This window comes from Nitrosomonas sp. ANs5 (assembly GCF_050584665.1).
Classification (GTDB): Bacteria; Pseudomonadota; Gammaproteobacteria; order Burkholderiales; family Nitrosomonadaceae; genus Nitrosomonas.
In genome coordinates, this window is the sequence record NZ_JBEUDO010000019.1 from 1 (window position 1) to 19,991 (window position 19,991).

Below are 19,991 nucleotides of genomic sequence, written 5' to 3' on the forward strand. Positions count from 1 at the left end.
CTAAAGTCAGAAAAAAATTGTGCCGATGATTGATTTTCACTGCCGGTTGAGCCAAGCAGTTTCAGCGGAGTGAAAAAATAGATCGTAAAGTGAGAAGAACTTTGTTCTTTAACATTTTTTCTGAATGGAGATCATTATGAAGAAAGTTTTCCTGGTTTTCCTGGCACTTTTTGTTTTCAATATCCCTGTTTTTGCCGCAGTCAATATCAATACCGCCACCCAGTCCGATCTTGAAGCATTGAAAGGGATAGGGCCAGTCAAGGCAAAAGCGATCATCGAGCACCGTGATAAGAATGGTTTGTTCCAGTCAGTTGAGGACTTGGCCAGTGTCAGTGGTATTGGCGCTGGCATGATCAGACAGCTTGGCGATCAAATAACGACTCAGGATGGCAATGTGATGGATTCGGCGATGGAAGCGCAATGATTCTCCAGTCAGAATAGCAAGCCTGGTACGATCAACAATCTTTTGTAAATAAGCCCCGCATGGTGAAAGTCATGCGGGGCTTGTTGTTATGATGCCGGCGATGGTCGGTGAGATGTTTGCCGGGGATGGTTTATCACCCGCAATGCTTGGCGGAGCATTTCCCGAGAGTTTCCGATTCGACCGCAGATCGGATGGATAGAGCTATCTGTGAGATAATCATGTTTTGTCCATTACTGCCCACGCTTGGCTTATGTATAAGACTATCGAGGATTTCGTTGGCCATACGCCCTTGGTCAAACTCAAACGTATTACGGGAGATACCGGGAATGTCATCTTAGCGAAACTGGAAGGCAATAATCCGGCCGGCTCGGTCAAAGACAGGCCAGCTTTTTCTATGATCATGCGCGCGCAGCAACGAGGTGACATCAAGCCGGGCGATACGCTGATCGAGGCGACCAGCGGGAACACCGGGATAGCGCTGGCTATGACAGCCGCGATGATGGGGTATCGAATGATCCTGGTGATGCCGGAGAATCAAAGCATGGAACGGCGCCAGGTGATGTCTGCATTTGGCGCTGAAATCATTCTGACGCCCAAAGAGGGCAGCATGGAACAGGCTCGCGATACCGCCGAGCAAATGCGCGATGCCGGTCAGGGTATCATTCTCGATCAGTTTGCCAATCCTGATAATCCATTGGCCCATTATGAAGGAACGGCTCCCGAGATTTGGCATGAGACCGGGGGCAGGATCACGCATTTTGTGAGCAGTATGGGCACAACCGGCACCATCATGGGGTGCGCCAGATACTTTATGGAGAAGAATCCGGAGATAGAGATTGTCGGTGTCCAGCCGCAGGAAGGTGCTCAAATTCCAGGGATACGCAAGTGGCCGGAAGCGTACCTGCCCAAAATTTACAAGCCCGAGCTGATTGATCGTATCCTGCTGGTATCCCAACAGGAAGCCGAGGAGATGACGCTCCGTCTGGCGCGGGAAGAAGGGATCTTTACCGGTATTTCTTCCGGCGGCGCGCTGGCCGCCGCATTGAAGGTTTCGGCTCAGGTCAGCGATGCGGTGATTGTTTTCATCGTCTGTGACCGGGGAGATCGCTATCTATCGACCGGCGTCTTTGCTGCCTGAGGGGCCTGAAACCAGGGAGGTTTCATGGCAATATCCTGTCATGTTGATTGGACCGGCTGCCGGTATAGGCGAATGCTCTATTTGTGGCTGGCTGCTTTGGCTTGTCTGGCTTCTGTTTCAGCGCAGGCGGCTATTCCATCCTTCACTTTCACGTTTGAGAAAGTTCAGCATCCTGCTTTCAGCGCACGGTCGGTCGAGTTGCATTTGACCGGCGCGCAAATGCCACACCTTGAAATCAGCCTGGATGAGTTGCTTGTCGGGGAAAGGGTGTGGCGCAATCTGCGGTTCTCCTGCGATCGTCTCAATCTTGGCCACCAATCGATTGACTGTGATACCGGTCGGTTGCAACTGGCTGGCAAACATTATCCGGTTTCATTGCAGCTATTTTTGCGGCAAAAAAAACTTGTCCTGACGGTCGAACCCGCCAGAAGAGAAAAATGGCATCTGACTGTGGCATGGCACCCGGAAGGATGGCAAAGCTCGTTGCGCATTGTAAATGGGCAAGGAAAGCGCCTGGCCGGCTTGTTGCCGCAGCTTCGGCAAGCAAGAATCAATGGCACAATCGGTCTGAGCGGAGGTGAAGCCTCGCTGACGGAATGGGCTGCGAAACTGGCGATCACGGAATTATCTTTCAGTGATGCCAAGGGCTTGCGTGCCGGTGAAGACGTTCATTTGCAGCTGGAGGCAAATGCGCAACGAAAGCAGCAGGGTGGCTGGCAGTGGCGGGGCAAGCTTGCCTGGTTGGCGGGGGGAGTGTTTTGGCAGCCTTTTTATTTTACTGGCGAAGGTCATCGGTTGGCTGCCAGTGGCGCGAGCAATGGACAGTCTCTGCGTATAGAGCAAGGGAGTCTGACGTTGTCGGGTATCGGTCAGGTGGCGTTCTCCGGAGAAGCCGACCTTCCAACACTGGCATTGCGTCAAGCGCAGCTGCAGGCAGAGAGTTTGGAGATGGCTGCTTTATTCAAGTCCATCATTCAGCCGCTGGCTGCAGAAACAGCTTTGGCTGAAACTGAGGCCAGCGGTCAGGCAGGTTTTGTCTGGCATTATCAAGATACCGGGCAGCAATCGTTGCTGCTCGATTTGCAGGATGTGACCTTGAACGACGAGCGTGAGCGTTTCTCGTTTGAGGGGCTTTTCGCGCATATCCCATGGCAGAGTGATGAGCGATCGACTGGAACGATCCGACTTGAGCGCGGTAAGATTTTGCAGATCCCGCTGGGTTCGGTGCAATTTCCTTTCGAGACCGATGGCATGCATTTCGGCGTGCCTTATGTGGAATTGCCAGTGCTGGACGGCAAAGTGGTGGTGGAAAATTTCAATGCTTCGCGGCAGGTGACTGATTGGCAGTGGCAATTCAATGGACGGCTCTTCCCTGTATCCATGGAAAAACTGACAGAGGCGCTGCAAATCCAGCCCATGTTCGGCACCCTGTCTGGCATCATTCCTCAAATGAACTATGCTGCCTCCGTGATGACGATGGAAGGGGTGCTCGTTTTCAACTTGTTTGACGGCGTGGTGGTGGCGCGAGATCTGGTGCTGACCGAACCCCTCAGCCGAATCCCCCATTTGACCATGGATATGGCGATGCACCATATCGATCTCGATTTGCTGACACGGGCCTATTCGTTTGGCAGAATACAAGGACGAGTTGATGCCGAGGTCAGTAATCTTGAGCTCGTCAATTGGGAGCCGGTCAGGTTTGATGCCAGACTTGCCAGCAGCCCGGGCCGCTATAAGCGGCGTATCAGCCAGGCAGCGATTCAGAATCTGACGGCTTTAGGCGGCGCGTCGGCCATGCCGGCGATCCAGCGGCGCTTTCTAAGTTTTTTTGAGCAATTCAGATACGCCGAGATAGGCTGGCGCTGTCGATTGCGCGGCAGTGTCTGCCAGATGGGGGGGGTCGAGCCATCATCCAACAACGAACGGGGTTATGTATTGGTCAAAGGAAGTGGTGTGCCGGCGATTACCATCACGGGCTATAATCGGAAGGTGGACTGGCCGGAACTGATCAAACGTCTGGAGCATGCCATCAAAAGCGGCAGCCCCATTATTCATTGAAATGCTATGACAAAAAGTTACTTGGGTCCGGTATTGCTGATATTTGCTGGGCTGTTGTTATCCGCGTGCGTCACGATCAATATCTACTTTCCGGCCGCCGCGGCAGAGAAGGTTGCCGACAAGATCATCGAGGAAGTGTGGCAGATTGAAGAACCGGCGGTGACGGAGGGTGAAGCGGGTGAACACACAACACCCCAATGATCCGGCTGGGCTGTTTACTCATCGTTATTTGATTGAAAGGGGCGCGTTCATGCATACTGTAATATTGCGGCTAATGATGCTGATTTTGTTGTGCTTGCCAGGGATCGGTCAAGCTGTTGCCGATCTGGAAGCCAATACACCTGCGATTACGAGACTTAAGCAAAGCATGCAGCAGCGCCATAGCCAGCTGGAATCCTACTATAACAGTGGTGCGGTCGGGCTGACCCGCGACGGGCTTATCATGTTGCGCGATGCAAATGCTGTACCCCTTGCTGCACGACAAACGGTCAATCAACTAGTGACTGCGGAAAACCAGGACCGCAATGCGCTTTATCGGGAAATTGCACGTGCCAACAGTCATCCTGAGTGGGAAAGCAATATTCGCGCCACTTTTAGCCAGCGCTGGATCTCGTTGGCGAAACCAGGTTGGTGGTATCAACAGGCGGATGGTTCCTGGCGCAAAAAATAAGTCATGCCGTGCCGGGTCAACGCTGGGGTTGCCATTTCCGGCGAGAAATTTCGCTTGAAATGAAATGATAAATAAGTGAATATTGCCCGGTCTGAGACCTTTGGCTAAATGCTGATCTGGCTAGGAGGCTGTCTGAGAATAGGCTGGTCTACTGCGGACGAGCCTGATTGGCCGGATTTTACGATCCTGTTCGTTAAATAGAACGACTATTCGCCTCAAATGATCGAAAAATCCAACTCAACCAGCCTCGTCCTCGCTACGATCGCTATTCTCGGACAGCCTCCTAGCCAGAGCGAGGGTTTCATGGTTGGATAGGCCTATCCCTGGATGGGTTGGCTTGTACTGCAATCAGCATTGCGATAGATTGAACGATTGATTTTTGCACGGCGGCGTAAGCCGCCGTCCTGTTTTCAGATTAGAAAAGAGTGTACTTGCTGTGTCCTATTTGATGAATACTTATGCACGGCTGCCCGTGACCTTTGTGAAGGGAGAGGGGGTTTGGCTGTGGGATGACCGGGGCGTTCGCTATCTCGATGCACTATCAGGTATCGCTGTTTGCGGACTTGGGCATTGCCATCCGGCATTGGCGCGCGCGTTATGTGAGCAGGCCGCGACCCTGGTGCATACCTCGAATCTCTATCATATCGAGAATCAGGCATTGCTGGCAGAGCGGTTGGCCAAACTGTCAGGGCTGGATAACGCCTTTTTTTGTAATTCCGGTGCAGAAGCCAATGAAGCTGCCATCAAACTAGCGCGGCTATACGGTCATAATCGAGGGATCGATTTGCCGACCATTATCGTCATGGAGCGTTCCTTCCATGGCCGTACGATGGCGACATTGACCGCAACCGGCAACCGTAAAACTCAGGCGGGTTTCGAGCCTCTGCTCACCGGCTTTGTGCGCGTACCCTATGACGATCTGGCTGCGGTCCAGCAAGTCGCTGCACATAACAAGAATATCGTTGCTGTCCTGCTTGAAACCTATCAGGGCGAAGGCGGGGTCAATTTTCCACAAGCCAGCTATCTGCAAGGCTTGCGCCAAATATGTGATCAGAATGAATGGCTGTTAATGCTGGATGAAGTGCAATGTGGCCTGGGGCGGACCGGTAAATGGTTCGCTTTTCAGCACAGCGATATCCTGCCGGATGTCATGACGCTGGCGAAGGGGCTGGGGTCTGGCATGCCTATCGGCGCCTGTCTGGCAAGCGGGAAAGCGGCCACATTATTCAATCCGGGCAACCATGCCTCGACCTTTGGCGGGAATCCGCTTGCATGCAGAGCGGCATTGACGACCCTAGAAGTAATCGAGCAGGAAGCATTGCTGGCCAATGCGGTTACCATTGGCGATTTTATGCGCGAGCAATTCAGGCAGCGGCTGCAGGCCTGGCAAGAGGTTCTGAAAATCAGGGGGCAGGGGATGATGATTGGTATCGAGCTGCCGATCGCTTGTGGAGAACTTGTGCGCGAGGCGCTGGAATGTCAGTTGTTGATCAATGTGACTTCTGAAAAAGTGGTGCGTTTGTTACCTGCATTGAATATGCAGCAGACGGAGGCGGAGCAAGTGGTGGCCCAGACATCCGACCTCATCGACCGGTTGCTTGCGGATCGGCTGAAGTAGCCGGCCCTTGCCTGGATTATTCGGTACCGTCTGGGTTTCGATGCTCAGCACAGCATGGCGCATGGCATGCCCCTCATGCTCGGGGTGTGTTTACGCACCGCAAAACCTGCGATAAGTTATGATGCTGCAATCTACCCGAATTTTATTGGCAATCCCACTTGAGGTGCTTGCTTGGCAAGATAGGATATCGGGCTGAGAATCGTTGATCGGCCCATAGCCGAATATGGGCGGATATTCGATATTTTTCATGTAACCGGACAGTTCGCTGCTGTTTCAAGCATATGGCATGGCAAACCGGGCCAATCAGCCGCATGCTCGATCGTTACGATGTTTTTTTACTAGCAGGCAGTACAGTTTATGCAAACCAAGCATTTTTTGCAGTTCAAGGATTTCGAGCGGACGGAATACGAGTATCTGTTCGACCGGACACGCTGGATCAAGAACGAATTCAAGCAATACCGCCGTTACTGGCCATTGACGGATCGCACGCTGGCCATGATTTTTGACAAACATTCGACCCGTACCCGTCTGTCATTCGAGGCAGGGATGCACCAACTGGGTGGCAGCGCTATTTACCTTTCCACGCGCGACACGCAACTGGGGCGTGGCGAGCCGGTAGAGGATGCGGCGCGCGTGATTTCACGGATGGTGGATATCATCACCATTCGCACTTACGAGCACCAGATCATCGAACGTTTTGCCGAGAATTCGCGTGTGCCGGTGATCAATGGCCTGACCGATGAATACCATCCTTGCCAGATCCTGGCAGACATTTTTACCTTTACAGAACACCGTGGCAGCATTGCTGGCAGAACGGTGGCCTGGATCGGTGATTCGAATAACATGTGCAATACCTGGCTACAGGCAGCGGAAATTTTCGATTTCAACGTGCATGTGGCCACCCCGCCGGGTTATGAAGTGGAACCCGAACGGGCTGGTTTGTATGGAACAGATCATTATGAGCAGTTTTCCTCCCCGTTTGATGCGGTCAAGGATGCCGATCTGGTTACCACAGATGTCTGGACCAGCATGGGGTTTGAAGAAGAGACTGCTGTACGCAAGAATGATTTTGCCGATTTCAGAGTCGACGCCGAGATGATGGCCTATGCGAAGCAGGATGCCCTGTTCATGCATTGTCTGCCCGCTCATCGAGGGGAAGAGGTGGATGCGGAAGTGATCGATGGGCCGCAGTCCGTGGTGTGGGATGAAGCAGAGAATCGCCTCCACACCCAGAAGGCTTTGATGGAGTACTTGCTGCTGGGCAAGATTGATATCAGGTGATTTCCTAGGAGGCTGTCCGAGAATAGCGATCGTAGCGAGGGCGAGGCTGGTTGAGCGGGATTTTTCGATCATTTGAGGCGAATAGTCGTTCTATTCAACGAAAAGGATCGGAAAATCCAGCCAGCCAGAATCGTCCGCAGTAGATCAGTCTATTCTCGGACAGCCTCCTGGGCCTGGCAAAAATTTTGATTGAGAATTAACGATATGAATAAAATTAAGAAAACTGTTCTGGCGTTTTCAGGGGGCTTGGATACTTCGGTCATTCTAAAATGGCTGCAAGATACTTATCAGTGTGAGGTCGTGACCTTCACCGCTGATATTGGCCAGGGTGAGGAAATCGAACCGGCACGCGCCAAGGCCAAACAATTTGGAATCAAGGAAATATTTATTGAAGACTTGCGCGAGGAGTTTGTGCGCGACTATGTATTCCCCATGTTTCGTGCCAATACCGTTTATGAGGGAGAATATCTGCTTGGCACCAGTATTGCCAGGCCTTTGATTGCCAAGCGGCAAGTCGAGATCGCCCGCGCAACGGGGGCGGATGCCGTGTCGCATGGCGCAACCGGAAAGGGTAATGATCAAGTCCGGTTTGAGTTGGGCTATTATGCATTGCAACCAGATATTCATGTCATCGCGCCCTGGCGGGAATGGGATCTGACCTCGCGTGAGAAGCTGCTGGCTTATGCGGAAAAACAGGGGATTCCGATCGAGATGAAGCAGAAGGCAGGCTCCCCCTATAGCATGGATGCCAATTTGCTGCATATTTCCTATGAAGGGCGCGCGCTGGAAGATCCTGCCCAAGCACCTGAAGAATCCATGTGGCGTTGGTCGGTATCTCCTGAGGCTGCGCCTGATGAACCGGAGTATTTGGATATCGAATACGAGCATGGTGACATTGTTGCACTGAACGGCGAGAAACTTTCTCCAGCCGTCGTGTTGACCAAACTCAATCAATTGGGCGGCAAACATGGCATTGGCCGCCTGGATCTGGTCGAGAATCGCTATGTTGGCATGAAATCACGCGGCTGCTATGAAACCCCGGGCGGTACAATCATGTTGCGTGCGCACCGTGCGATCGAGTCCATCACGCTCGACCGGGAAGTGGCGCATTTGAAGGATGACCTGATGCCGCGTTATGCAGCCTTGATTTATAACGGGTACTGGTGGAGTCCGGAGCGGAAACTTTTGCAAACCATGATCGATGCATCACAGACTCCCGTGAATGGCTGGGTACGTGTCAAGCTGTACAAAGGAAACGTTATGGTGATCGGGCGCGATTCGAAGACGGATTCATTGTTCGATCCCAATATCGCGACTTTTGAAGACGACGAAGGCGCTTACAATCATGCTGACGCAGCAGGGTTCATCAAGCTCAATGCATTGAGAATGCGTATTGCACAGGCGCGTCGTAAAACCTGATGCATGGCGATGGTTGACGGACCATTGTAGGGTGCGCTTGCGCATCATAATCACCGATGATGAACTTTTTCGGGCTGCATGCATTCTGAAAATGGTCTATAAACGCATGAAATAATGGCATCATTTCCTTTCCAGCTAATCGGAAGGTAGTGAAATAACTGAATTGGGGAAAAATTTATGCCTTCATTCGATATTGTTTCCGAGGTGGATAAGCAGGAAATTCGCAATGCTGTCGATCAGGTCAATAAGGAAGTGGGGACACGCTTCGATTTCAAGGGTTCGGATGCGAGAGTCGAGCAGAGCGATTACGAGCTCCAGGTCTATGCCGATGATGAATTCAAGCTTTCCCAGGTGATGGATATTTTGATCGCCAAGTGTACCAAACGTGAAATCGATGTCCGCAGTCTGGATAAAGGCACGATTGAAAAGATCAGTGGCAATAAAGTCCGGCAGAAAGTCACGGTAAAAACCGGGGTGGAGAGCGATCTGGCAAAAAAGATCATCAAGCTGATTAAGGACAGCAAGCTTAAAGCCCAGGCCAGCATCCAGGGCGAAGTGGTGCGCGTGGCCAGCACCAAGCGTGATATTTTGCAGGAAGTGATACAGCTCGTTAAAAGCAGCATTAACGAGCAACCCCTACAATTCCGTAATTTCCGGGATTAAAACGCCTGCTTTATTCAGCTAAAGTTTTGCATTCACCGTACGGCGCGTGTATTCCCATGCACATTGCACCACCCAAGGGTGCGCTTGTGCACCCTGAAGCTTCAGCAAGGCGAGACACGGGTGATCACGCGACTTTCCGGGCCACCACGCTGCCCGCATGACTTGCAATGGCAACGTGCGGTGGACTACTCATGTGCAGGAAATCCTACCCACTGGCAAATGAGCCGCATATGGTACAGTCACCAGCTAATCGGTGCACAGGTGCACCACACAGGTTGCGGAACGGATGCAATGCAGCTATTGCACTCAACTCAATTATGCAGGTACAGGCAGCTGTATTTAGAAATAATTCCACTGCAGCTGAAATCTGAGAATATCGGCCTTGAATCGATCGTAGGGCGAGTTTCTGACATCGGTACGATTCATCATGGCATAAGTTGCCACAATTTCAAGCTCCGGAAAAATTTGCCACTCCAGACCAAATTCCAGGTCTCTCACGCGGTTCTGGGGGGTATTGCGCTCGAACTTCAGCGCGCCATCAAAGTATTGCCATTTGACAAATGGAAACAGGGTACCCCATCGTTCACTGTCATATTTATACATGGCCTGCACATAACCGCCATTCAAGGTTCCATTGCCGATTACCGTTTGGCTGCCATCTAGCTGCGGGCCTTTGCCCCAGTTCCATTCGGCTTGCAGACCGAATGGCTGAGGGTAGAGTACCGCATGCACACCAAGACGCTGGTCTTTAAAGCCCTTATTGGGCGCATCTTTCGTTGGTGTGATGCCATCGGCGTTAGGACCGGCTGACGGAACAAAACGTCCGTGGATGGCCTGCACACCCGCTTCGAAAATTTGACCGTTGTCGAATTGGTAGGGGTAGGTAAAGCGACTGACCATGTGGACCTGGTCATTCAGTTCGACGCGGTTGGCGCCTTGTCCATTATAAACACCGAAGGCAAACATCCCGTAATCGCCCGAGCCTTTCAGGTTCTTGGTGATAAGGTCTTTGAACCGGTCCCGGATGTGGGTAGGCGTCCAGTAAAAGAATGCCCCGATATCACGTTCGTCCCGGCAGCAACTATTAAGCGCATCGTTACGATCCAGTGCCAGGCGGAGCTGGCTGGACTGCATGTTTTCAAAGCTGTAGGGAATCTTGGATTGCCCGACCCGAATACGGAACTCCTTTTTCTTGTCAAAGAAAATATCACCGTAAGCATCGCGCAGTTGCGCAAAATGTGTCGTGCTGGAACCTGTCGGCGTACTGGCAAAATCCGGTTGGATATACAGGTAGAGATGGTCGGTGATGTTGCCGAAAAGAATCAGCCGCGCACGCCGGATCAGGAATGATTTATCCGGCCCGACTGAGCTATCCGGCCAGAACGAGACCTGGTCCTTATCGCCCCACAAACTTTTGTTGTAACGGAACTGGACATAGCCGCGCACACCGATCCGGTCATGCCATTTCTTTTCCACATCAGGTTTGATGGCTGTGGGAACTTTGCTGCGCATGATCGCATCCGCCGCACGAGTTGCTTTATCAAGCTTTTTGTCGATTGCCTGCTCGAGCATTTCCTCGGCAGCCTTTTCCTTGGCCATCAGCTGTTCTTCAAGCTCTCGCTGGACTTTGCGGAGTTCCTCCTTGGTTTGTTCAAGGTCGATTTCCGATTGTTTGACCGCTGGTTTGTCCGGCCTGGTTTCAGGTTCATCGGAAGTCAGTGCCGATTTATCTTCCACTTGCTGAAAAGTGCCAAGTCTTACCCTGTTTTTACCGGGTTCTGTGTAGACCTGTTTGGTGACTGTATCGACGTATAAAATCAGTTGTTGTGCGTGTGTGCCGTGTGAAATAAACAAAGCCAACAGCGCAGCAACAAGGGCGCGATGGTTGAATCTTTTTAGCATTTTCGTGTGTGGAAAGTTCTGCAGGAAAAGTAAAAACCAGTTTGATCTATTATCGGTAAATGCTAGGAGGCTGTCCGAGAATAGCGATCGTAGCGAGGGCGAGGCTGGTTGAGTTGGATTTTTCGATCATTTGAGGCGAATAGTCGTTCTACTTAACAAAAAGGATCGTAAAATCCGGCCAATCAGGCTCGTCCGCAGTAGATCAGTCTATTCTCGGACAGCCTCCTAGTACTCCGTTCCGTCAATTAGCTTACAAATGAAATCGATGGATTCGCCTGCCAGGCTAGGCGCAAACCGCAGTCATAGCCGTAGCTATGGCGAGGATTTGCAACAACGCATGACAGGCGAAGGCGCGATTTCATGTAAGCGTTTTGGCGGAACGGAGTACTAGGGTTTACCATAACCGGTGACAGCGTAATCGTCATGACAGCCAACAATTCGAGTATTATCGCGCCCGATTGTGACAATTTGATTACAGTCAGTGATTTTATTGTGTCGCTATCCGGCCTGGTATGGGGATATGCAGGTTATTGATGCAAAGGCATTGGCACGGATTCTCGATTGGTGACATGTTCTGACGCCCTGGAATGGACCACCCATTCAGTAAAGTTACGTCTTGATCTGTACTTTGAGAACCGAATACGACAGGCCTCTCGTTTGAGAAGGCCAGATTCAGGTGTTATGGGTAAGCTGGATGACTTCTCACCTTTCCAATGGGCATTGCTGACAGGGCCCATTCCTGATCAGACTAAAAACCGATGATTCTGTGTTCTGCCTCGATGGATGGGGTCACAATTGTTTTTTCCGCCAGACAGGCTCTGATCTCTGTGGCAATGGTCTGATAAAGCGGACGAAAGATCGGCCGCATATTGTTGATAATGTCGCCGACATATACCATGGATGGGAAGCGTAGGCCACGATGCTCGACAGGTGCGCCAATAAATTCAAGTTGGGCGCCTAGCCGGCTGAAATGTTTTGCCAGCCGTTCTTCGGTGAGCATGAACAGTATCTGGATATTATGTATACGCGCCAATTCGACAGTTCCGATATACAGGCCGAGTGGAATATAAGGGAAACGGGGAATGGGCCCGGCACCATAGTCCGCTTCCGTGATATCGAGAGGTCTAATTTCTTCGCCTTTGCGGCGGCGAAAGGTTGCCACGACAGCGAGGCGAGAGACTTCGGCAATTTTATCTCTAGGTAACTTTGATGGGTCTATCATGGAGCGATCCAGGGTTCCGGCACAAGCGCTTTCGAACGGCAAGAGCCCGTCGGCCACATCCGACGAGGGGCGAATGATGCGGGTGCAGCCAATAAAGGTTTCGCTCCGGATGCTGCGAATCAGGAGATGTAATGCATGCGCGTCGTACTCGTCCATCTCGAATTTATTGTATCGAGTCAGTTCGAACTGCAGATCATCACAATAAACCGAGTGACGAACGCGATAAGCTTCGTGTTTCAATGCCTCGGTTAATGCTGGCACGATCCTGAAATATTGCTCAAAGGACGTGCCCAGGTGTGCGGATTCTCGCGAGAACATATCGATACCTCTTTGAAATGGTTTAAGCGTTCGTGAATGACCTGATTAATCTGCGGCCAGGTTGTATTGGGTACAGCAGTACGACTGCTTCACCGGTTATAAAACGTCAATCCATGACCGCCCGGGCGCGTGCTATGATGTCTTCACAAACTCAGATATCAACAGGTGGTCGCTGACCTACTCGAGCCTCTTTAGGTAATTCTTGGTAAAAACCTTGTCGGGTAGATTGCGTAATTTCATATTCGAATAATCTAGCACCGAAATTTCGTTTTGTTTCAGTGCGTCTTCCATGATCAAGCGTGTCGGGCGCAGCTTGCCTAGTACCATTTCAAAGTTTTCATAATGACTGGTCTTGAGCAAGCGGCCAGATACAGAATAGAACTCTGCTTTAAACGGCGAATAACGGGATTTATTTACCCATAATCGTACTTTTTGATAGGTGACGGACCGATCCACGCCCGTCAGCTCGAGTACATAATAATTTTCATTGTCGATATTTTCTTCGTGCAGCAGTCTGGGGTGGTAATCTCCTGAAAAATTAGCGCGAGCGATATCGCCGTTGGCAACCTGGCCCGTCAATCGTTGTGAAAGCGATAATCGAATGGGTTGTGATACGCTGGGCATGAAAATCCATAGATCGCGTCCTTTCATGAGAATGGCCTGGCCACGTTCGGAAGCGGGTTCGGTCACCAGGACGATGCTGTTCTCATTGCCTTTGGAAAGCACCCGGTAGCGGTGGAGAGCTTCAGGCTGATTATCTGAAGTGGTGCGAATGGCAACTTCGACCTGGAAACTGTCGCGCGGGAAGCGAATCTCATCCGCTTTTTCCAGTATACTCTGAGCCAAAGTATCGACTTCTTCCGCCTTGGCCGAAGGTAAAAACAGGTTCTGTGCCAGGACCAGTAAAAAAGTGCCGGCAATCAGTAAATATGCATGAGGATTAAGTGTCATATTGGGCTTTTATAAGAAAGTTATCCAGTTAAACTACAGGGGATCTCTAAAAATTCAGGGTTTTAAACAAGACGAGGCGAGAACAAAAAATGTTGATGCAGCATATGATGGATATGTGAGGAGACATTTTTTGTGAACAACGACGTATTGTGACGAAATATGGATTTTTAGAGGTGCCCTACAAACGATTTGTTCAGGGTCAGGTAATGTGTATTGTGTATTTTGAAAACGTCTGCAAAGAATATATTCTCGGTACCAACCGAGTCCAGGCGCTCAAGGACATTAATCTACAAATAGAGGCCGGTGAATTTCTTGCCATCGCCGGTCCATCGGGTAGCGGAAAATCCACACTGCTTAATCTGATTGGTTGTATCGACAAGCCTTCTGCTGGAAAGATCCTTATCAATGGTCAGGATACGAGCGGACAAACACCCGATCAACTGGCCGAGCTTAGAGCTAGAACTATCGGCTTTATTTTCCAAACATTTAATCTTTTTCCGGTATTGTCCGCAGAAGAGAATGTTGAATACCCTCTGCTGCAATTCAAGGAGCTGGATGCACAGGCGCGCCGCGAACGTACTGTAAAATTTCTCGACATCGTTGGATTGGCCAAGTTTGCACGTCATCGGCCCAATCAACTGAGCGGTGGCCAGCGTCAGCGCGTGGCCATTGCACGTGCCCTGGCCACGCACCCCAAAATTATCCTGGCCGATGAGCCCACCGCGAATCTCGACCATCAAACAGGAGAGGGTATTCTACAGTTGATGAAGCAGATCAACCGGGATAGCGGCACGACTTTTGTGTTTTCCACCCATGATGCCAAAGTCATGGCGCTGGCCGAACGGCTCGTACAGATAGAAGACGGACAACTTGTCGAAGAGCATGCCGTCTTGTGAGCAGGGATGCCAGGAATTTTTTGCAATCATGCACCTTGAATAACGTTGTGACGGGCTTTACCAGCAGGAGCTTGATTGGATATGCCTGTTTCAGGCCGGCTTTGTTCGCATAACCAAACAGCTTTCCGGAACTCAAAACGCTAATCAGCTTAATGAGAGATGATGCAGCATTTTTCAGTGCCATGAAATGGTCGACCCAAAAACTGGGGAACCTGTTGCTGTCATGCCTGGCGTTATGGAGCGGCATTGCGGAATGCGGTTCCCTGGACAGCGGCCCCCGGACACCAGCCTTTTCTCCGGATGTGGTTTTTGCGACGCATGTGGCACAGGCTACTGCCCTGGACGATTTATTCGAAGATGAGGATGATAACGGTGCCGATGCCGGTTTTCCTCAACGTGTGTTTCAGCAGACAGCTTCCTGGCGCGGTTTTTCTCAACTGGAGTTCGCGCACACTTATGCAGAACCGGCGCATGCATCCAAGCTGCGGTTGCGTTCGGAGCTGTCCAATCTCGGTCAGTTGAGTCCAAACATCAAATGGAAATTGAGCGCCCGGATTGATTATGATGCCATCCATGATATTTCGGATTTTTATCCACGGTCTGTGCGCCGAGATCATCGCTTTGAACTGTTTCTGCGGGAAAATTACCTGGATATTTCGGTCAAGGATTTCGATATCCGTGTGGGCCGCCAGCACATCATCTGGGGGGAGATGGTCGGATTATTTTTTGCGGATGTTGTGTCTGCAAGAGATATGCGCGAATTCGTCCTGCCCGATTTCGATATCTTGCGTATACCGCAGTGGGCCATTCGTACCGAATACTCAAAGCATGACTTTCACGCCGACCTGGTCTGGATTCCCTTCGCGAGCCTGGATGAAATCGGCCGGCCGGGGGCACAGTTTTATCCCTTCGCATTGCCTGAGCCGGTACCAGTCAGATTCCTGGGGGAAGATCGCTCAGGCAGAAATCTGGCCAATTCGAATTATGGTATACGTCTCTCCCAATTGATCCGGGGCTGGGATATCTCGGCATTTTATTATCACAGCCTGGATGCCAGTCCTACTTTCCATCGTGTCAGTCAGCCCGATGAACCGCTGCTATTTCAGGCGCGCCATGGCCAAATCGATCAGGCAGGCGGAACACTGACCAAAGATCTGGGCGGCGCGGTGCTCAAGGCGGAATTTGTTTACACTCATGGACGCCGCTTCAACGTTACCCGCATGACCGAACCCGATGGCCTGGTGCGGCAGGATACGATCGACTATGCACTCGGCCTGGATTTTCCACTGCCCGAGGATGTGCGCCTGAATTTGCAGTTCTTTCAGCGCGTTTTTCTGGGCTACGACCGGGATATTTTTGCGGACAGATACGAAAACGGTGCAAGCGTTTTCCTGCAAGGCAACTTCTGGCGGGATTTTGATGCGCAGGTGTTACTGATTCAAAGCCTTAATCGCAGCGAACGCATGCTTCGACCCCGTCTTGGCTGGAATTTCGCGAGAAACTGGCGCATAGCGGTTGGCGCCGATATCTTCGATGGCCCGCCGACCGGACTCTTTGGCAGGTTTGCAAATAATGACAGGGTCTATACCGAATTGCGGTTCTCTTTTTGATGAGATTGAGGAGCCTATAAGCGAGTGTCGGAAAACTTTACACTTGGAAGTTGAGCGGGATTCTGAATCTCAGCGACAATATAACAGCTTAACTTGCCGCTGGCTGGTCTTTGCAACGGAGAGGCGGTTAGACAAGGCGTTTGTCACGGTGCGTAAACACACGCTACGCTTGATAGCTATTCCTCCTGGGGGCTCCATGCACCGTGCAGCGGTAACGCAATAAAAAATGCTTCTTTCCCCCTACAGGTTCTGTCTGAGGGCATCGACAACGGGTATCCGTGCCACATGCCTGGCAGGAAGTAATGCTGCAATGACTGTGGCGATGAAGCCGATACTCAGTGCGAGCAATATGACGGAGGGAACAACCTGGATACGAGCGACATAACCCAGATCGGCATTGGGTGGCGGCGGCATCGGAATGCCAATGGCAGAAATGGTCGTGGCCAGGAAAATACCCAGGCCGACACCCAATCCGCCGCCGATCAGCCCCAGCAGGAAGTTTTCGTAAAGAATGAGTAAGAACACCTGGCTGCTGCGATTACCCAGGGCCATCATGGTGCCAAATTCACCGACACGTTCAAAAATACTCATGTTGACGCTGTTGGCAACGCTAAGTATGACCATGACCAGAATGATCCATTGCAGCACGCCAAACTGGCCCTTATACAATTCCACGGTTTTCTCGTAAAAATCGTTCAGTTCCATCCAGGTTTTGACTTCCAGTCCGAATGCCTCAAGCCGTTGCGCTAACCGGAACGCGACCTGCTCAGTAGCCTCAGTGTGCTGCAGCGAAACGACAAGCGCGTTAACGCCCGTTGTGCCCAGCAATTCCTGGGCGGCAGGCAGCGGAATCCTGACTGCGCGTGCATCAAAGTCATTGGAGTAGCTCTGAAAGATGCCAATGACCTCGAAATCGAGACTATTGAGCGCACCATCCAGTGTGTTGGCCAATAAAGTGACTGGATCACCCGGCTTGAGTTGCAGCGCCTGTGCAACCCCTTTACCCAGCAAGATACCAAAAGCGTCGCTATCGGTTAGCTGGCGTCCAGCTGTCAGCATGACCAGGCTGCCCAATTCGCTTTCCAGTCCGGGCTCCACGCCTTCGCCGATAATGGGTAGATCGCTTCTGCCATTATTGAGCAGGCCGGAGAAATTGAGCCGCGCCATCACTTGTTCGACTTCTGCTTCCTTCGCAATGCGCTGTTTGATCAAGTCAGGCGTCTCCATCAGATATTTTTCCGGAGAGCGTGAGCCAGCCTCATAGTATCCCTGGCGGTAGACTTGCAAATGGCCACTCTGTGAATGGATGAGGGCCTCACCCAATTGCACATAAATATCCTGCACCCATCCTCCAGCCAGAATAATACTGACCACCCCGGCAATGATCGCTACCAGTGTCATGAGGGTGTGTGTTTTTTGCCGGAAAACGTTACGCAGAGCGAGTTTAAACATATGTAACAAAGAAACACTGGTTAGTTAGTCGCGCGGCAGTGATCCGTGACTCGGGTTCTGCCGTTGTTCGGGATTGCTGTGCTATGTCCGCAGCGATCAATAGGGATTTATTCCATCTTTCCACAAGCGTGCTACAGCAACGAGAAACTGCGCAGAACGGCTTCCAGCTTTTTATCTTCCTTGGCGAGCTCGCGCAGCGCATGGATCAGGCGGATAATGCGCGAACCATCGGGTGCTTTCAGCTCGAGATCATTCTCCAGATCCTCTTCGATTCGCCGCAACCGCTGATCCATCGGGCGCAGCGTGGTGTACCGGTCCCAAACGATGAAACCGATCAATCCGAATATGGCGGCGATCATTACCAGCATCAACTGTTGCAGAAACTCGAATCGCTGATCAATCGAAACAAAGCGCTGATCGACAGCAGCAAACCGTTGATCGATCTGCTCCTGCATGGCAGCAAAGCGCAGATCCATTTGCTCCTGCATAGTGTTGAAGCGCAATTCCATTTGTTCCTGCATAGTGTTGAAGCGCAAATCCATTTGTTCCTGCGTGGCAGTAAAGCGCTGGTCCATCTTTTCCTGAAGCGATCTTTGCCCAGCTTTCAGCTCCGCCAGCGATTCAATAATTTCCCGATCAGAAATGCGCGGCGCAACATCCACTGGGAAAGCTGGCAGGGAATACAAGCAGAAGGCCAATAAAGTCAGTATTTTCATTCTGTTGCAGAAAAAGTTTTCATGACTGGCATTATGGGGGCAAACACACCAAAGATCAAAGGTAACTGGCATCTGTATCCACTGCCACTGTGAGCACAGCGGAGCAATCTGGGTCTCATGGTACACAAGCGTACGCTGCACACCTCGTCGTTGCGAGCCGCGAAGCGGCGCGGTAACCCAGAATTATACACAACGATCCGCATGGTATCGGATTTGCAAGTCTCGCTATGATAATTACCGATTATGCCGTAACGCATCCACAATCTGCATGCGCGAAGCCTTCCAGGCGGGATAAACGCTGGCTGCGAGCGTGGTGAGAATGGCGAGAAGAAAGGCTTCCAGCATCATATTTGACGAAACAAGTATCTCGCCGGTATATCCCCGCGCCATCCCGGGGGGCGGTGGCATGGGAATACCAATATTGGAGATCATCTCGGCGAGCAGCATGCCGAGCCCTATGCCAATCAAGCCGCCAATGCAGCCGATTAACATCCCTTCATGCAGAAACTGGCGCAAAATCCCGGCACGTTTGACGCCTAGCGCCATGGCCGTGCCGATTTCGCCGGTTCGTTCCATCACGTTAGTGGTCATCGTATTGGAAATGCTGAGCAGAATAATCAGTGCGATGACCAATTTGACGGCCTGAACCTGTTTGGCAAGCAATACGGTTGTTTTGTTATAGAAATCAGCCAGTTCATACCAAGGCACAATCTCGAATTGATCGCTGGGGAGCGTATCGCGCAATTTTGCCAGAACCGTATCGGTTTGATCGGTGTCGTTGAGCAGCACGACCCAACTATGCGCGCCCGGTGTGCGCAGCAGCTTGCGGGCAGTCTCAATCGGCAATCGCAGCGCATTGTCGTCATAGGATTTGGTTACGGTGGAGAACAGCCCGCCTACGGTCATTTCAACGGCATTTAGCCCCCCCGAGGCGGTAGTGACCAGTAACACCACCTGGTCGTTCACCGTGACGCCCAGGTTGCGCGCCAAGCCTTCGCCCATGATGAGATGGTGAGGCCGGTCGGGCGACAGGTTTTTGCCTGCCGAAATTTGTAGGGCGTCGCCGAAGTAAAGCTGTTCCTGTGGATCGATGCCCTCGCCGATGAATGAGAGCGTCGCCTCGTCGTGACTGATCAAACCACTGAAGCTCAGCCGCGGCACAATTGCCGCAATTTGATGTATCTCATCACCGGGGTCGTTCAGCTGTGGCAAATTATCCGGCAGGAGAAAGGCATAAGGATCGGACTTGCCCATTTCATGATACCCGGGCCGGACAATTTGCAAGTGGCCCAGCTGGGATTTGATAGTGGTTTCCCGAAAGTCATCGAAAATCCATTCGATAAAACCGCTGGCCAGAATCAGCGCAGTGATCCCGAAAGCGACTGACCCGATCGAAATGCCACTGCGTCGTTTGTGGCGTGTGAGATTGCGGAGTGACAATGAAAAATTTGACCAGATTCTCAGCATGTTTGTCTTAGGCGGTATACAACCCGAGGGGTAGCATCTACACGATTTGTTTCAAAAAAGTTATGTCGAAATGTTGGAATTCAATCTATCAGTATAAACTGTCGCTAATAAATATACATGGTGAAAATTCTTTCATTGCAAGCCGCGCTGCAAGGTTGGTTTGCGGTGGCGCTTTCTGCTTTCAGG

The 19,991-nt window shown here is 51.4% G+C and carries 17 protein-coding genes; 11 read left to right on the forward strand and 6 right to left on the reverse strand.

The features are described 5' to 3' along the window. The first annotated feature begins 136 nt into the window (after nucleotides 1–136). The 9 genes from ABTW62_RS06400 to ABTW62_RS06440 all read left to right on the forward strand — a co-directional run bounded on the left by ABTW62_RS06400 (nucleotide 137) and on the right by ABTW62_RS06440 (nucleotide 9,271). Nucleotides 137–424: a ComEA family DNA-binding protein gene (locus ABTW62_RS06400; protein WP_430903764.1), complete on the forward strand. Its 288-nt coding sequence runs from the start codon at nucleotides 137–139 to the stop codon at nucleotides 422–424. A gap of 250 nt (nucleotides 425–674) precedes the next feature. Further along, complete coding sequence (gene cysM, locus ABTW62_RS06405; RefSeq protein ID WP_430903765.1) at nucleotides 675–1,562, forward strand: cysteine synthase CysM; 888 nt, start codon at nucleotides 675–677, stop codon at nucleotides 1,560–1,562. A gap of 72 nt (nucleotides 1,563–1,634) precedes the next feature. After that, entirely contained in the window at nucleotides 1,635–3,620 is a 1,986-nt protein-coding gene (locus tag ABTW62_RS06410; RefSeq protein WP_430903766.1) for a hypothetical protein, read from the forward strand. Between the two features lie 6 nt (nucleotides 3,621–3,626). Beyond that, complete coding sequence (locus tag ABTW62_RS06415) at nucleotides 3,627–3,821, forward strand: hypothetical protein (RefSeq protein ID WP_430903767.1); 195 nt, start codon at nucleotides 3,627–3,629, stop codon at nucleotides 3,819–3,821. A gap of 49 nt (nucleotides 3,822–3,870) precedes the next feature. Further along, nucleotides 3,871–4,290 carry a YdbL family protein gene (locus ABTW62_RS06420; protein ID WP_430903806.1) on the forward strand — a complete coding sequence of 140 codons (420 nt, stop codon included), beginning with the start codon at nucleotides 3,871–3,873 and terminating at the stop codon, nucleotides 4,288–4,290. Nucleotides 4,291–4,726: 436 nt separating this feature from the next. Next, the gene (locus ABTW62_RS06425) at nucleotides 4,727–5,908 is read left to right on the forward strand and encodes an aspartate aminotransferase family protein (RefSeq protein WP_430903768.1); all 1,182 of its coding nucleotides are present in this window, start codon (nucleotides 4,727–4,729) and stop codon (nucleotides 5,906–5,908) included. A gap of 357 nt (nucleotides 5,909–6,265) precedes the next feature. Then, nucleotides 6,266–7,189, forward strand: a complete 924-nt coding sequence (gene argF / locus ABTW62_RS06430; protein WP_430903769.1) for an ornithine carbamoyltransferase — start codon at nucleotides 6,266–6,268, stop codon at nucleotides 7,187–7,189. Nucleotides 7,190–7,393: 204 nt separating this feature from the next. Beyond that, nucleotides 7,394–8,608 carry an argininosuccinate synthase gene (locus ABTW62_RS06435; protein WP_430903770.1) on the forward strand — a complete coding sequence of 405 codons (1,215 nt, stop codon included), beginning with the start codon at nucleotides 7,394–7,396 and terminating at the stop codon, nucleotides 8,606–8,608. Between the two features lie 177 nt (nucleotides 8,609–8,785). Then, nucleotides 8,786–9,271, forward strand: a complete 486-nt coding sequence (locus ABTW62_RS06440; RefSeq protein WP_430903771.1) for a YajQ family cyclic di-GMP-binding protein — start codon at nucleotides 8,786–8,788, stop codon at nucleotides 9,269–9,271. A gap of 339 nt (nucleotides 9,272–9,610) precedes the next feature. Here ABTW62_RS06440 and ABTW62_RS06445 read toward each other — a convergent pair whose 3' ends face one another. The 3 genes from ABTW62_RS06445 to ABTW62_RS06455 form a co-directional block, all read right to left on the reverse strand. Then, nucleotides 9,611–11,173, reverse strand: a complete 1,563-nt coding sequence (locus ABTW62_RS06445) for a porin (protein WP_430903772.1) — start codon at nucleotides 11,171–11,173, stop codon at nucleotides 9,611–9,613. A gap of 748 nt (nucleotides 11,174–11,921) precedes the next feature. Beyond that, entirely contained in the window at nucleotides 11,922–12,713 is a 792-nt protein-coding gene (locus ABTW62_RS06450; protein ID WP_430903773.1) for a PEP-CTERM/exosortase system-associated acyltransferase, read from the reverse strand. 177 nt (nucleotides 12,714–12,890) lie between these two features. Beyond that, complete coding sequence (locus ABTW62_RS06455; RefSeq protein ID WP_430903774.1) at nucleotides 12,891–13,664, reverse strand: outer membrane lipoprotein-sorting protein; 774 nt, start codon at nucleotides 13,662–13,664, stop codon at nucleotides 12,891–12,893. Nucleotides 13,665–13,870: 206 nt separating this feature from the next. On the opposite strand from ABTW62_RS06455, the gene ABTW62_RS06460 reads away from it, so the two are divergent. Beyond that, the gene (locus tag ABTW62_RS06460) at nucleotides 13,871–14,560 is read left to right on the forward strand and encodes an ABC transporter ATP-binding protein (protein WP_430903775.1); all 690 of its coding nucleotides are present in this window, start codon (nucleotides 13,871–13,873) and stop codon (nucleotides 14,558–14,560) included. Nucleotides 14,561–14,742: 182 nt separating this feature from the next. After that, nucleotides 14,743–16,170, forward strand: a complete 1,428-nt coding sequence (locus ABTW62_RS06465) for a DUF1302 family protein (protein WP_430903776.1) — start codon at nucleotides 14,743–14,745, stop codon at nucleotides 16,168–16,170. 240 nt (nucleotides 16,171–16,410) lie between these two features. On the opposite strand, the gene ABTW62_RS06470 is transcribed toward ABTW62_RS06465, so the two are convergent. The 3 genes from ABTW62_RS06470 to ABTW62_RS06480 all read right to left on the reverse strand — a co-directional run bounded on the left by ABTW62_RS06470 (nucleotide 16,411) and on the right by ABTW62_RS06480 (nucleotide 19,805). Then, entirely contained in the window at nucleotides 16,411–17,622 is a 1,212-nt protein-coding gene (locus ABTW62_RS06470) for an ABC transporter permease (RefSeq protein WP_430903777.1), read from the reverse strand. 131 nt (nucleotides 17,623–17,753) lie between these two features. Next, nucleotides 17,754–18,338, reverse strand: a complete 585-nt coding sequence (locus ABTW62_RS06475; protein ID WP_430903778.1) for a hypothetical protein — start codon at nucleotides 18,336–18,338, stop codon at nucleotides 17,754–17,756. Nucleotides 18,339–18,572: 234 nt separating this feature from the next. Then, nucleotides 18,573–19,805, reverse strand: a complete 1,233-nt coding sequence (locus ABTW62_RS06480) for an ABC transporter permease (RefSeq protein ID WP_430903779.1) — start codon at nucleotides 19,803–19,805, stop codon at nucleotides 18,573–18,575. Between the last annotated feature and the right edge of the window lie 186 nt (nucleotides 19,806–19,991).

What these genes read in the sequence shown, in the direction of transcription:
- ABTW62_RS06400 (WP_430903764.1), top strand. Translation starts at nt 137, where the DNA reads ATGAAGAAAGTTTTCCTGGTTTTCCTGGCACTTTTTGTTTTCAATATC.
- cysM (WP_430903765.1), top strand. Translation starts at nt 675, where the DNA reads ATGTATAAGACTATCGAGGATTTCGTTGGCCATACGCCCTTGGTCAAA.
- ABTW62_RS06410 (WP_430903766.1), top strand. Translation starts at nt 1,635, where the DNA reads ATGCTCTATTTGTGGCTGGCTGCTTTGGCTTGTCTGGCTTCTGTTTCA.
- ABTW62_RS06415 (WP_430903767.1), top strand. Translation starts at nt 3,627, where the DNA reads ATGACAAAAAGTTACTTGGGTCCGGTATTGCTGATATTTGCTGGGCTG.
- ABTW62_RS06420 (WP_430903806.1), top strand. Translation starts at nt 3,871, where the DNA reads ATGCATACTGTAATATTGCGGCTAATGATGCTGATTTTGTTGTGCTTG.
- argF (WP_430903769.1), top strand. Translation starts at nt 6,266, where the DNA reads ATGCAAACCAAGCATTTTTTGCAGTTCAAGGATTTCGAGCGGACGGAA.
- ABTW62_RS06435 (WP_430903770.1), top strand. Translation starts at nt 7,394, where the DNA reads ATGAATAAAATTAAGAAAACTGTTCTGGCGTTTTCAGGGGGCTTGGAT.
- ABTW62_RS06440 (WP_430903771.1), top strand. Translation starts at nt 8,786, where the DNA reads ATGCCTTCATTCGATATTGTTTCCGAGGTGGATAAGCAGGAAATTCGC.
- ABTW62_RS06445 (WP_430903772.1), bottom strand. Translation starts at nt 11,173, where the DNA reads ATGCTAAAAAGATTCAACCATCGCGCCCTTGTTGCTGCGCTGTTGGCT.
- ABTW62_RS06450 (WP_430903773.1), bottom strand. Translation starts at nt 12,713, where the DNA reads ATGTTCTCGCGAGAATCCGCACACCTGGGCACGTCCTTTGAGCAATAT.
- ABTW62_RS06455 (WP_430903774.1), bottom strand. Translation starts at nt 13,664, where the DNA reads ATGACACTTAATCCTCATGCATATTTACTGATTGCCGGCACTTTTTTA.
- ABTW62_RS06460 (WP_430903775.1), top strand. Translation starts at nt 13,871, where the DNA reads ATGTGTATTGTGTATTTTGAAAACGTCTGCAAAGAATATATTCTCGGT.
- ABTW62_RS06465 (WP_430903776.1), top strand. Translation starts at nt 14,743, where the DNA reads ATGAAATGGTCGACCCAAAAACTGGGGAACCTGTTGCTGTCATGCCTG.
- ABTW62_RS06470 (WP_430903777.1), bottom strand. Translation starts at nt 17,622, where the DNA reads ATGTTTAAACTCGCTCTGCGTAACGTTTTCCGGCAAAAAACACACACC.
- ABTW62_RS06475 (WP_430903778.1), bottom strand. Translation starts at nt 18,338, where the DNA reads ATGAAAATACTGACTTTATTGGCCTTCTGCTTGTATTCCCTGCCAGCT.
- ABTW62_RS06480 (WP_430903779.1), bottom strand. Translation starts at nt 19,805, where the DNA reads ATGCTGAGAATCTGGTCAAATTTTTCATTGTCACTCCGCAATCTCACA.